Raw genomic sequence first — 11,571 nt, 5'->3', positions numbered from 1 at the left:
GAGCGTAGCGAAGCAATCCAGAGCAACACTACGCCGCCCTGGATTGCTTCGCTGCGCTCGCAATGACGAGGGTGGTTCAGGCCAGCAACCGCCGCGCCGCACGTTGCAGCAGCGCTTCGTCGTCGCTGACTTCGCCGACCAGCACGACCTCGCCATTGGCCAGACGCCGCGCGACGAGGACGGTGAATTCCTCGCCCTTGGCATCGAGGTCCGCCAGCGGCCGTGCCTCGATCGCGCGCAGTTCGCTGGCGAGGCGTTCTCGCGCATTGGCGGGCACGGTCCCGGCTTCCTCGCGGCGCAGGCGACGTTCCTCGCGGACCAGCGCCTTCACGCCGCCGGGCGTCGCCGCGAGATGCGCGGAGAGGGTGCCGACCGCGAGGCCGATCCGTCCAGCATGGGCGATGACGGTGGCGAACTCGGTCAGGCGGGTCTTGTCGTAGTCGGCGCCGAACACCAGCTTGACCAGCGGCAACAGCGGCGCGCGTTCCTGCGCTTTCAGCCCTGCGTCCTCGATCAGTTCGGCGAGGTCTTCCGGGGCGTCCTGCGCCGCCAGCGCGAAGTCGTGGGCGCGGCCGATCGCGTCGTAGAGCGCCTGGTGCGAGCGCTCCTCGCTGCGCCGGGCCAGCAGCGCCAGTTCGCGCGCGGAAGCGAGCCAGTCGGCGAGGCCCATTGCGTGATCGACGAAGGAGGTCGGCTCGGCCTCGAAGGAGAAGCCGGGGCTCGGCAGCTCCATCGGGGTATAGTCATCGATCGCTGGGAGTGAGAAGTCGCCACTGCCGAAATCCGCAGGCCCGTCCGCCCAGTCGGTCAGCGGTTCGGGCGCACGCAGCATGGCTGGGCGGCTTTCCTCTTCGTCGTCGCTCGACTGGCGGCGGGGAGGCAGCGGCTCGGCGCTCTCCTTCCAGTTGATCACGCCGTAGATGTAGTCGATCCGCTGCCCGTCGCGCGAAAAGGGCATCAGGATGCCGCGATAGAGCACCGTCATGCCCTGCGGGTTGACGTACTCGGCCTCGAACCCGATCGGCGCCTCATTGGCGAGGATCTGCATGTAGTGGTCGGTGATGCGCGAGAGCAGAGAGCCGCTGGGCACATCGGCAAGGCGACGGATCGTCCCTTGCGCGTCGCACTCCTGCACCAGCATCGCGCCGACATAGGCGATGGCGGGGTCTTCTATCCCGTCCGTGAAGTCGAGCAGGACGCTGCGCGGGCCGAAATCGGGCAAGTTGGCGGGATCGAGGTCGGCGATGTCGGGGAAGGTCTTCTCGCCCAGCAGGCTTGCCCAGAAATTGTAGGCGCGCACCTGCATGCGGCGCTCGTCGTTGCCCGGCTTGGCGACCGGGGCGGCGGCGGTGACGTCTTCCCCTTCGGAATCGCCTTCACCCGAAAACTCGCCGTGCAAACTGTCCATGTCGAATCCCGACTCGCCCCTGTAGAGGGCCGGTTCTGGCGCAACTTGGTGTAATAAGGATTAAGTTGCGCCCGTGGAGCTTGCCGGAATCATCAGGGCTGCTTGATGATTCCCTCGCCCGGTTTGGGCAGCGGGGCGAGGATGCGTAAGGCCACGAAGGAGACGATCAGGAAGATCGATCCGGCATGCAGCGCGAAGGGCAGGTCCTTCCAGTCGGCCAGCATGCCCCATGTCCACGATCCCAGCGCCATGCCGCCGAAGGTCACCGCCTGGTAGATCGACAGGCACCGGCCGAGGATCGCGTCCGGGGAACGCAGCTGCACGGCCGTATTCAGCGTCGTCAGGATCATCACCCAGGCCATGCCCGATACGAAGGCAGCGGGCAGGGCGTAGGCGATGCGGTCCACCTCGGCGATCAGCGACAGCGAGAACACGAACATCGCCGCGCCCATCGCGAGAATGCCCTCGAGCCCGATCCTGCGGCGGATCGGCCCGGTCAGCGGGGCGGCGGTGATCGAGCCGATGCCGAACAGGCCGAGCATCAACCCGTAGTCCAGCTCATCGCCATGGATCGGGCCGTTCACCACGGTCGGCAGCAGCGACTGGTAGGCGGCAAGGCTGAACCCGAGCGCGAAGCAGCGCGCCAGAATGCGGCGTAGCTGCGGGTTGGTGGCGCAGTAACGGATGCCGACGCCCACGGCGGGCAGGATCGGGCGGCGTTCGATCTGGCGCGGCGGCGGCTTCCACCACAGCAGCACGCCGATCAGGCCGATGTAGCTTATCGCATTGAAAGCGAAGGCGAACGATACGTCCCAAATGGAGATCAGCAATCCGCCCAACGCCGGGCCGACCGAACGGGCGATGTTGAAGGAGATCGAATTGAGCGCGATCGCCTGCGGCAGCTCGCGCGGTTCTACCTGCTGGCGCACCGAGGCCTGCCATGCCGGGGAGTTCAGCGCAGTGCCGATGCCGACGCTCAGCGTGAAAGCCAGCAGCAGGAACGGCGTCAGCATGTGCGCGTAGGCCATCGCCGCCAGCGCGGCCGAGACCACCAGCATCCCCACTTGCGCGGTCAGCATGACGAGGCGGCGGTCGTAGTTGTCGGCGATGGCGCCCGCGAAGACGCCGAACAGCATGATCGGCACCGTCGCCGATGCCTGCACCAGCGCGACGAGCTGGTGCGAGGCGGTCAGCTCGGTCATCATCCAGGCGGCCGCAACGCCCTGCAGCGTGCCGCCGAGGTTCGAGAACAAGTTGGCGGTCCAGATCGCGCGGAACACCGGATAGCGAAAAGGCGAGAACGCGCCCGTCGGCGGAGGCGGCACGAGGTCCGCCGTTGCCACCTCGACCGTCTTTTCGACGGCCTCCTCGATCCTGTCCTCTTCCCGTCTCACACTTCAGGCGTAAGGCGCGGCGGTGGCGGGGGCAAGTCGGTCAGAGCAGATATCGCATCCGGATCGCCAGGCGGACAGGTTCGCCGCCCACCTCGAAGGCGGCCTGCGCAAATTTCGGCGGCCCCATGCGGACCGGGGCGTCGCGCGAAAAGCCGTAGCCTTCGCGCGGGATCATCAGCCGGGTATCGAGCTTGCCGTTGCCGTTCTCGTCATGGATCAGCGACACCGCATAGCGGCCCTGCGGCACTGCGCCGAAGTCCAGATGGAGGTCGCTTGCCGCCGGGACCGTCAGCTTGCGGGCCTGCGGGTCCTTCTCGCAATCGGGAAAGGCATCGGGCCGCGTCGTCAGGCAGGCGAGCACCTGCCCCTTCGCCGAGCGCATGTCCGTCACCGAAACCGACACGTCCGTGTTCTGCGGAGCGGTCGCCCCGGCCAGCACTACGACCAGGCTTAGGGCCGCGAGAACGCCTGTGACAGCCCGGCATCGGTGCCGCACAGATGGTCCCAGTGGCGGAAATAGAGGCCGTAGTTGCATCGATAGCTTTCATGGTGCCGCTGGTGATGGCTGGCGGTGATGAGCCAGCGCCCGAGCGGCGAATGGACGAGGGCACGGGGAAACATCTCCCAGCCCATGTGATTGGTGATGCCCATCACCGTCATGATCGTCAGCACCACGCCCAGCGCGCCGACGTGGATCGGCACGAGCAGCACCAGCGCCGGGATCACCACGGCCCCGGTCAGCGCTTCGGTCGGATGGAAGCTCATCGCTGCCCACGCCGTCGGCGGGCGGCTGGCGTGGTGGACGGCATGGGCGATGCGGAATACCCGTGGCCGGTGCATCCAGCGATGGGTCCAATAGAACCACGTGTCGTGGAGCAAAAGGTAGACGAGCACCGAAACCGGCAGCCACCAGAGCGGCCGGTCGTGCACATCGGTATAGATGCGCGTCCAGCCATGCTCGCGCCAGCCCCATGCGACGACGCCTGAGGGAATGCCGTAGATCGCGGCCGAGGCGAGCGACCATGCGATCTCGCTGCGGATCTGGCGGTCGAGCCCCTTGTAATGGCCCGGAAGTACACGCGCGGTGATCCAGGCGAACAGGCCGGACGTGAGGAGATAACGGACGCCCACGATCGTCGTCATGGCAAAGGCGGAAACAAGCACCGCAACAAGGGGAGCGTCGAGCGCCATGGGCGCGGGGAGTATGCCCTCAGGAGTGGAAGGGGAAGATAAAAAGAGGAAACCCGGGGCCAAAGGCCCCAGACCCCCATACAACCCTGGTCACGCGCGCAGCTTCGCGGTGCTGCCCATTGCAGGGAGCGCGCTAGGTAGCTGCGCGAACAACGACGACAGTAACGGGGTCTGGGGCAATGGCCCCAGATTCCGTTTATTTCATCTTACCCTGCGCGCTTCACCGCACCCTTGTGCGCGCCCAGCCCCTTGGGGCCGCGCGGACGGAAGCGACGCTTGCGCTCGCCTTCGGCCTCTCCGCCTTCACGACGCTCGCCCTGCGGACGGTCGCTGCGCGCACCATCCCTCTGGCCATCGCGGCGCGGCTGGCCGCCACGGCCGCCGCCGTTGCCGCCGCGCTGTCCGCCGCCGCCCTGGCGGCGCTCGCCCTGCGGCTGCTCCACCTTGCGCGAGGGTGCGGGCAGGCGTGCGGCCTGGTTCTGGAAGTCTTCCGGCAGCGCCAGCGGGTCGAGCTTCACGCGGGTCAGGCGTTCGATGTCGCGGATGTAGGGCTTTTCGTCCGGCGCGACGTAGCTGATGGCGACGCCGGTGGCGCCGGCGCGCGCGGTGCGGCCGATGCGGTGGACGTACTGTTCGGCGACGTTCGGGATCTCGAAGTTATAGACGTGCGAAACGCCCGAGACGTCGATGCCGCGCGCGGCGATGTCGGTGGCGACGAGGACGCGCACGGTGCCCTGGCGGAAGCCGCCGAGGGCGGCGGTGCGCTGGGCCTGGCTCTTGTTGCCGTGGATCGCGGCGGCCGGGATGCCGGCGGCGACGAGGTGGCGCACGACGCGGTCGGCGCCGTGCTTGGTGCGGGTGAACACCAGGGCGCGGTCGATGGCGCCGTGCGATGCCTTCTCCTCGGCATCAGGCGCAAGGCCCGCGCGCAGCGAGAGGGTCAGCAGCGCCTGCTTCTCGGCCTGGTTGATGTGGGTGGCGAACTGTTCGACGCGCTCGGCGGTGGTCGACTGCGGCGCCACTTCGACCTTGACCGGGTCGTTGATGAACTGGCGGCCGAGGTCGGCGATCGCCTGCGGCATGGTGGCCGAGAAGAACAGGCTCTGGCGCGTCTTGGGCAGCAGCGCGGCGACGCGCTTGAGCGGAACGATGAAGCCGAGGTCCATCATCTGGTCGGCTTCGTCGAGGACGAAGATCTCGACGTGGCGCAGCGTCAGCGCGCGCTGGTCGATCAGGTCGAGCAGGCGGCCAGGGGTGGCGACGAGGATGTCGACGCCGCGCTCCAGCGCGCGGGCCTGCTTGCCCACGGGCACGCCGCCGAAGATGCACTGGACCGTCAGATTCAGGAACTTCGCGTAGCCGCGCATGTTCTCGGCGATCTGCGCGGCGAGTTCACGGGTGGGCGAGAGCACCAGCATGCGGCAGCCGGCGTTCTGGCGCGGCTTGGGGTCCTGCGCGAGGCGGTGGAGCGAAGGCAGCGAGAACGCGGCGGTCTTGCCGGTGCCGGTCTGCGCGATGCCGAGGAGGTCACGGCCTTCGAGCAGCGAGGGGATCGCCTTGCGCTGGATAGGCGAGGGATCGGTGTAACCCTTGACGGCGAGCGCGCGGAGGATCGGCTCGGCGAGGCCAAGTTCGGAGAAATAGGACATGCGTCACTTTCAAAAGTGCGGGGCGCGCAAGGCTTTTGAAAAAAGGCGCGCGCACAGCGAGGTGTCGTTGCGGCGACCCTGCGTGAGGAAGGAAGCTAGTTGGTCGCAACCGCCAGTCCGGGCCGGTCTTGGCTGGATGCCGCGACCTCACGCTGCTCTCGGATTGCGGCGGGGCGGACCCCGCACGCCGGTTGCTGGCGGGTCACTTAGTGTGAATTACGGCAAAGCGCAAGAAAATTGCGGATAAGTTGCAGAAGTGCCCGGCTGTGGCGGATAGCCTGGCGTGGTGCCCACCCCGCTGCGGCTAGGCACTTCCCTGCGGTCAGGACCAAGTCTCGCTCCCCTCCCGCATGCGGGAGGGGTTGGGGGTGGGCTCTCTTAGCCCTCGCTCCCCCACTGCAGCGTATGCGGATCGCCCAGCGTCACCAGCCGCCGCAGCGAGGCGCGCGCCAGACGCTCCGTCTCCACCTTGCGCCGGGCGGCGGCAAGCTGGCGCAGGGGAGCGGGGCGCAGGATTTCCGCGTCGTAGCCATCGGCCACGATCACCCCGCAACTGTCGGGCAGGAACGCCTCGCTCTCAAGCGGGCTGCGGTCCAGCAAAGGAGAGAGCCCCCAGTAGAACCGGTCGCAGTAGTCGAGATAGTCGGTCCACTTGCCGTCGCCGAGCAGGTCCGCGCGCGCCACCTTGATCTCGACGATGATGACGTGCCCCTTGGCGTCGATCCCCATGAGATCGGCCCGCCGCCCACAGCGCAGCGGCATTTCCGGCATGCACCAGATGCCGTTGCGGGCGAACAGCCGGGCGATCCCGCGAGCCACGTCCACGGCGGTATGCCCATGCGAAGGGGCGAGGGAGAGCGAATCAGCTTCGGCCATGATCGCCATCATAGGAACATATCAAGAACTGACAAGTCATCGCATTTGGCGCTGGCAAGCCCCGCTTCCGTCTGCTAACCGCGCTGGCACTGCACCCGTAGCTCAGCTGGATAGAGCGCTGCCCTCCGAAGGCAGAGGCCACAGGTTCGAATCCTGTCGGGTGCACCATATCCCCACATTGACGTCTCATCGCCCCGCGCAGTTCATCGCGTCCGCGGCGCCGTCTGCCGTTAACATGCGTTAACCCCTGCATCTTGCGCGTGCGTTGCCGCGTTGCGGCAGGCAGTATCAGCAAGTCATGAGCCGCACATTGTCCAATGTTCAACGTGCCCATTTCTGGGGCATCAAGGCCGCGCAGGCCGGTATTCCGCTTTCCAGCAATCCTTACGCCAGTCCCCAGCAGAGAGCCGCATGGGAAGCCGGCTATCGCCACGATCCGTTTGCGCAGGATCGGCGACATTCACTGCCCAATTGAGGCGGAATTTCTCTATTTCAGCTTGAGCGGCAGCCCCGCAGCGACGAATTCGACTTCATCGACCGTCGCGGCGATGGTCTGGTTCAGGCGTCCCGCTTCGTCGCGAAAGCGCCGGGCGAGGGCGTTCTCGGGGACGATGCTCAGGCCCACCTCGTTGGATACCAGCGCCAGCGGGACCGGGCAGCGGCGGATCGCCTCCTGCAAAGCCGTGACCGGCCCGTCCAGCGGCAGGTCTGCCAACATCAGGTTCGATAGCCACAGCGTCAGGCAGTCGACGAGCACCGCATCCGCTTCCCGCGCGGCCCTGTCGATGGCGCCTGCCAGATCGAGCGGTTCCTCCAGCGTGGTCCAGCGCGGCCCGCGATCCTCGCGGTGGCGGGCGATGCGTTCGGTCATTTCACCGTCGAATGCCTGCCCGGTGGCGATGTAGCAAAGGTGGCCGGACTGAGACTCGATGCGCGCCTGCGCATGGCGGCTCTTGCCCGAACGGGCGCCGCCCAGGACCAGAAGGCTGCGCATCATAAGGTAACTCCTGCCAGGGCGAGCAGCCCGTCGATGTCCAGATGGCGCTCCATCGCCTCGGCCAGCGCATCGAGTGCGGCATCGACGCGGGCGTCGTTGTCGAAGCCGTCCGACTGCGCGCCGATGCGGGCGAGCAGGGCGCTGCGAAGGCCCGGCTTGGCGAGCAGGCCGTGGCAGTAGGTGCCGAAAGTCCGCCCGTCTCGCCCGATGGCGCCGTCCGCGCGGCCCTGCGCCAGTCGCGCGAAAGGCCGCGTGGCGTCAGGCCCCTCGGTCACGCCCATGTGCATCTCGTAGCCGGTGAACGGGGCGTCCATCGCCGTGCCCTCGACCTGCTGCAGCGTCTTGCGGCCCGCCAGCACCGTCGTCACGTCGAGCAGGCCGAGCCCGGCGACTTCGCCCGGCGGCCCCTCGATGCCGTGTGGGTCCGCAATATTGCGGCCGAGCATCTGGTAGCCGCCGCAGATGCCCAGTACCGCCCCGCCGCGCCGGTGATGGGCGAGGACGTCGATGTCCCAGCCCTGTGTCCGAAGGAAGGCCATGTCGGCGATCGTCGCCTTGGAGCCAGGCAGGACGATCAGCGCCGCCTCGGCCGGGATCGGGGTGCCGGGCGGGATCATCGCGACGTCCACGCCGCTCTCCTGCCGCAGCGGGTCGAGGTCGTCGAAGTTGGCGATGCGCGGCAGGATCGGGCAGGCGACCAGCAGCTTGCCGGGCTTCGCGCCGAGCCCGCGTTCGAGGATCACGGCGTCTTCGCTCGGCAGCTGCGCGACGGCGGGCTCCCACGGCAGGACGCCGAAGCCGCGCCAGCCGGAGAGGCGCTCGATCGCCTCGTAGCCGTCGGTGAAGAGGGCGGGATCGCCGCGGAACTTGTTGATGATGAAGCCGTGGATCATCCCCGCGTCCTCGGGATCGATCACCGCGCGGGTGCCGACCACGGCGGCGATGACGCCGCCTCGGTCGATGTCGCCCGCCAGCACCACCGGCACCCCGGCCGCGCGTGCGAAGCCCATGTTGGCGATGTCGCCGCTGCGCAAGTTGATCTCGGCGGGCGAGCCCGCCCCCTCGACGAGGACGAGGTCGCAGCGGGCCTCCAGCCGGCGGTAGCTTTCGAGCACTTCGCCGAGCAGCGGGCGGCGCGCCTCGCGGAAGTTGGCGGCGCCCAGCGTGCCGCGTACTTGGCCGTGGACGATCAGCTGCGAGGTGCGGTCGGCCTGGGGCTTCAGGAGCACCGGGTTCATGTCGACATGGAGCGGCGCGCGCGCGGCGATGGCCTGCAGCGCCTGCGCGCGGCCGATCTCGCCGCCCTCGGGCGTGACGGCTGCGTTGTTCGACATGTTCTGCGGCTTGAACGGCAGGACGGTGAGCCCCCGGTTGGCGGCGGCGCGGCAGAGCCCTGCGACCAGCACCGACTTGCCGACGTCGGAGCCGGTTCCCTGCAGCATCAGGCCAGCCATGCGATTCCCATAGCGATGATCCCCAATATCAGGCCCAGTATCAGGCAGGCGCGCCGGTAGATCGTCAGCGCGCGGGAGAGGTGGTGCGGTGCCGCGATGCCGCCTTCACCGATCCACGGCTTGTCGGCAAGCACGCCGTCGTAGGCGATCGGACCGGCGAGGCGGATGCCCAGCGCGCCCGCCATCGCCGCCTCGGGCCAGCCCGCGTTAGGCGAGGCGTGGCGGGCGTGGTCGCGGGCCATCACGCGCCAGCCCCTGAGCCCGGCCCCCATGCCCGCAACGCACAGCAGCATTCCGGCGAGGCGGGCGGGTATCAGCATGACGAGATCGTCGAGGCGGGCGGCGGCCCAGCCGTAAGGGCCGTAAGGCTCCTCGCGGTGGCCGATCATGCTGTCGGCGGTGCTGATCGCCTTGAGCATCCACGCGCCCGGCAGGCCCAGCAGGAGCAGCCAGAACAGCGGCGCGACGACGCCGTCGCAGAAGCTCTCGGCCAGGCTCTCGATGGCGGCGCGGGCGGTGGCGGGCGCGTCGAGGTTCCGGGTGTCGCGGCCGACGATCATGCCGACGGTGCGGCGGGCCTCGGGCAGGTCGCCGCGCAGCAGGGCGTCGCGGATCGGGCGGACGTGGTCGTCGAGGCTGCGCGCGGCCATCGCGGGCCATGCGAGCAGGGCGAGGATCGGCCAGGCCCATGCGCCTGCGAGGGCGCGGACGGCGATCTCGATCGCGAGAGTGAGGCCGCCGGTGAGGGCGACGAGCAGCGCGGTGGCGAGCATGCCCGCGAGGCGGCGCCGTGCGGGCGAGGCGTCGCGGCGGTTGAGGCGGCGCTCGCAGGCGCGGATGATCCGGGCGAAGAGGCCGACCGGGTGGCCGGTCAGGGCGTGGAGCCGCGCGGGCCAGCCGAGCACGGCCTCGATCGCGAGCGCGGCGGCGGCGATGGGTTCAGCCATCACCAAGCGCCCGGTCGAGGCGGTCCAGCGCGGCGGGATCGGCGGGGACGCCGAGGCGCAGGGTGTCGGGGCGCTCGGCGAAGGGACGGGTGAGGATGCGAGCCTTGGCCAGCCGTTCGAACAGCGCGCCTGCGTCCACGCCCGAGAGGTAGCGGAACAGCGGGCAGGCGCCTTGCGGGGACAGGCCGTGGCGCTCCAGCACCGCGTCGAGCGCGGCGGCCCGGCCGGGGAGTTCGGCGCGGGTGCGCTCTATCCACGCGGCGTCGGCATAGGCGGCGCTGCCGAGTTCGAGCGCGGCGGTGTGGAGGGGCCAGCTGCCGGTCAGGGCGCGCAGGCGGTCCAGCACGTGCCTCGGCGCGATCACGAAGCCGAGGCGAAGCCCTGCGAGGCCGAAGAACTTGCCGAAAGAGCGCAGGACTATGAGGCGGCGGTCGTCGGCGACGTGTCCGGCGACGCTGGCTTGCGGGTGACAGTCGGCGAAGGCTTCGTCGGCGATCAGCCAGCCACTTTGCGCGGCGATGGCGTCGTACCAGTCGAGCACGGCGGTGCACCCGCGCAGCAGACCGTCGGGGTTGTTGGGGTTGGCGAGGACGACGGCCTCGGCACCCTCGGTTGGCCCGGCGAAGGTGATCGGGCGGGAGCGGGCGAAGGCCTCGGCATGGGTGCGGTAGGCGGGGGCCAGCGCGCGGCCGGGCAAGTCCAAGATTCCGGCGAGGAGGCGCAGCGCGGTCTCGCTGCCGGGGACGGCGCAGACGTGGCGGGGCTCGGCGCCGAAGTGGCGCGCGGCGGTCCGTTCGAGGGCGGCGAGCGCTTCGGGATCGGGCAGGGCGTGCCAGTCGATGCGCAGATTGTCGGGCGGGCTCCAAGGCGCGGGATTGAGGCCGGTGGAGAGGTCCAGCCACTGCGCCGGATCGCCGCCGTAAAGGCGCGCGGCTTCGGCGAGGCGGCCGCCGTGGTGGAGCAGGTCGGGGGTCACGGCAGCAGCACCAGCGCGAGCAGCAGGGCGGTCTCGACAAGCTCGATCCCGGCGCCGTGGCCGTCGCCCGAGATGCCGCCGAGCTTCGCGTGCAGCCACCAGCCCCAGAGCGGCACGGCGACGAACAGCGCCAGCAGCGCGGGCGAGGTCAGCACGGCGGCGAGGATCGCGGCGAGGCTCCAGCCGATCAGGTGCAGGCGGCTGACGCCCTCGCGGAAGCGGGAGCCGAGGCCGGAGTGCAGCGGCGGCAGGAACAGCGTCCAGCCGATCGGGGCGATGCGCGCCAGCACCGGCACCATGACCAGCGCGGGCCATTGCGCGGGCGCCAGCGCGTGGAGCAGCACAAGCTTGGCGAGCAGTTGCAGGCCGATCGCGACAACGGCGAAGCTGCCGACATGCGGATCGGCCATGACGGCGGAGAGGCGCGCGCGGTCACCGTGGACGGCTCCCGCACCGTCCGCCACGTCGCCGAGGCCGTCGAGATGCAGCGCGCCGGTGATCGCCACCCAACCGGCAAGCGCGGCCAGAGCGCCCAGCCACGGATCGCGCGGCTGGAGCAGCCACCATGGAAGAGTGATCGCCGCGCCCACCGCCAGCCCGGCGACCGGGAACCAGCGCATGGCCTTCGCAAAATCCTGCGCGTCGGCCTGAACGGCGGGGAGCGGCAGGCGGGTGAGGA

At 69.4% G+C, this 11,571-nt stretch carries 12 protein-coding genes and 1 tRNA gene; 2 read left to right on the top strand and 11 right to left on the bottom strand.

Annotated features, from left to right (window positions below; genetic code table 11):
• Nucleotides 1-76: 76 nt before the first annotated feature.
• The 6 genes from ACYPYD_RS09355 to ACYPYD_RS09330 all read right to left on the bottom strand — a co-directional run bounded on the left by ACYPYD_RS09355 (nt 77) and on the right by ACYPYD_RS09330 (nt 6,518).
• On the bottom strand, nt 77-1,408 hold the full coding sequence (locus tag ACYPYD_RS09355; protein ID WP_459662895.1) for a PAS domain-containing protein: 1,332 nt from the start codon (nt 1,406-1,408) through the stop codon (nt 77-79).
• A 92-nt stretch (nt 1,409-1,500) separates the two neighbouring features.
• A complete protein-coding gene (locus tag ACYPYD_RS09350; RefSeq protein WP_008831839.1) occupies nt 1,501-2,802 on the bottom strand; it encodes an MFS transporter in 1,302 nt (433 codons plus the stop codon).
• Nucleotides 2,803-2,842: 40 nt separating this feature from the next.
• Entirely contained in the window at nt 2,843-3,241 is a 399-nt protein-coding gene (locus ACYPYD_RS09345; protein ID WP_211150779.1) for a DUF2141 domain-containing protein, read from the bottom strand.
• Between the two features lie 11 nt (nt 3,242-3,252).
• Nucleotides 3,253-3,993: a sterol desaturase family protein gene (locus ACYPYD_RS09340; protein ID WP_459662894.1), complete on the bottom strand. Its 741-nt coding sequence runs from the start codon at nt 3,991-3,993 to the stop codon at nt 3,253-3,255.
• A gap of 206 nt (nt 3,994-4,199) precedes the next feature.
• Nucleotides 4,200-5,642 carry a DEAD/DEAH box helicase gene (locus tag ACYPYD_RS09335; protein WP_211150781.1) on the bottom strand — a complete coding sequence of 481 codons (1,443 nt, stop codon included), beginning with the start codon at nt 5,640-5,642 and terminating at the stop codon, nt 4,200-4,202.
• Nucleotides 5,643-6,020: 378 nt separating this feature from the next.
• Nucleotides 6,021-6,518 carry an MmcB family DNA repair protein gene (locus ACYPYD_RS09330; RefSeq protein ID WP_036525822.1) on the bottom strand — a complete coding sequence of 166 codons (498 nt, stop codon included), beginning with the start codon at nt 6,516-6,518 and terminating at the stop codon, nt 6,021-6,023.
• 91 nt (nt 6,519-6,609) lie between these two features.
• On the opposite strand from ACYPYD_RS09330, the gene ACYPYD_RS09325 reads away from it, so the two are divergent.
• Together ACYPYD_RS09325 and ACYPYD_RS09320 are read left to right on the top strand one after the other, a co-directional pair.
• Nucleotides 6,610-6,686, top strand: a tRNA-Arg gene (locus tag ACYPYD_RS09325).
• Between the two features lie 130 nt (nt 6,687-6,816).
• Entirely contained in the window at nt 6,817-6,993 is a 177-nt protein-coding gene (locus tag ACYPYD_RS09320; protein ID WP_155986223.1) for a ribosome modulation factor, read from the top strand.
• 12 nt (nt 6,994-7,005) lie between these two features.
• Here ACYPYD_RS09320 and cobU read toward each other — a convergent pair whose 3' ends face one another.
• The 5 genes from cobU to ACYPYD_RS09295 form a co-directional block, all read right to left on the bottom strand.
• Nucleotides 7,006-7,512 (bottom strand): bifunctional adenosylcobinamide kinase/adenosylcobinamide-phosphate guanylyltransferase, encoded by a 507-nt coding sequence (gene cobU, locus ACYPYD_RS09315; protein ID WP_211150788.1) that lies wholly within the window; start codon nt 7,510-7,512, stop codon nt 7,006-7,008.
• Entirely contained in the window at nt 7,512-8,969 is a 1,458-nt protein-coding gene (locus ACYPYD_RS09310; RefSeq protein WP_459662893.1) for a cobyric acid synthase, read from the bottom strand. Before ACYPYD_RS09310 ends, cobU begins: the two co-directional genes overlap by 1 nt.
• Nucleotides 8,957-9,916 carry an adenosylcobinamide-phosphate synthase CbiB gene (gene cbiB, locus ACYPYD_RS09305; RefSeq protein ID WP_459662892.1) on the bottom strand — a complete coding sequence of 320 codons (960 nt, stop codon included), beginning with the start codon at nt 9,914-9,916 and terminating at the stop codon, nt 8,957-8,959. Before cbiB ends, ACYPYD_RS09310 begins: the two co-directional genes overlap by 13 nt.
• Nucleotides 9,909-10,892 carry a threonine-phosphate decarboxylase gene (locus tag ACYPYD_RS09300; protein WP_459662891.1) on the bottom strand — a complete coding sequence of 328 codons (984 nt, stop codon included), beginning with the start codon at nt 10,890-10,892 and terminating at the stop codon, nt 9,909-9,911. The genes cbiB and ACYPYD_RS09300 overlap by 8 nt, the downstream gene beginning before the upstream one ends.
• Nucleotides 10,889-11,571 (bottom strand): adenosylcobinamide-GDP ribazoletransferase (locus tag ACYPYD_RS09295; protein ID WP_459662890.1); only part of this gene is annotated, 683 nt, incomplete at its 5' end. The genes ACYPYD_RS09300 and ACYPYD_RS09295, both read right to left, overlap by 4 nt.

The organism is Novosphingobium sp. 11B (genome assembly GCF_054589055.1).
Note: the sequence above shows the minus strand (reverse complement) of the source record. Positions and strands in the feature narration are given on the sequence as shown.

Coding starts and splice junctions, on each gene's coding strand:
- ACYPYD_RS09340 (WP_459662894.1), bottom strand. CDS start 3,993: ATGGCGCTCGACGCTCCCCTTGTTGCGGTGCTTGTTTCCGCCTTTGCC.
- ACYPYD_RS09335 (WP_211150781.1), bottom strand. CDS start 5,642: ATGTCCTATTTCTCCGAACTTGGCCTCGCCGAGCCGATCCTCCGCGCG.
- ACYPYD_RS09310 (WP_459662893.1), bottom strand. CDS start 8,969: ATGGCTGGCCTGATGCTGCAGGGAACCGGCTCCGACGTCGGCAAGTCG.
- ACYPYD_RS09320 (WP_155986223.1), top strand. CDS start 6,817: ATGAGCCGCACATTGTCCAATGTTCAACGTGCCCATTTCTGGGGCATC.
- ACYPYD_RS09355 (WP_459662895.1), bottom strand. CDS start 1,408: ATGGACAGTTTGCACGGCGAGTTTTCGGGTGAAGGCGATTCCGAAGGG.
- ACYPYD_RS09330 (WP_036525822.1), bottom strand. CDS start 6,518: ATGGCCGAAGCTGATTCGCTCTCCCTCGCCCCTTCGCATGGGCATACC.
- cbiB (WP_459662892.1), bottom strand. CDS start 9,916: ATGGCTGAACCCATCGCCGCCGCCGCGCTCGCGATCGAGGCCGTGCTC.
- cobU (WP_211150788.1), bottom strand. CDS start 7,512: ATGCGCAGCCTTCTGGTCCTGGGCGGCGCCCGTTCGGGCAAGAGCCGC.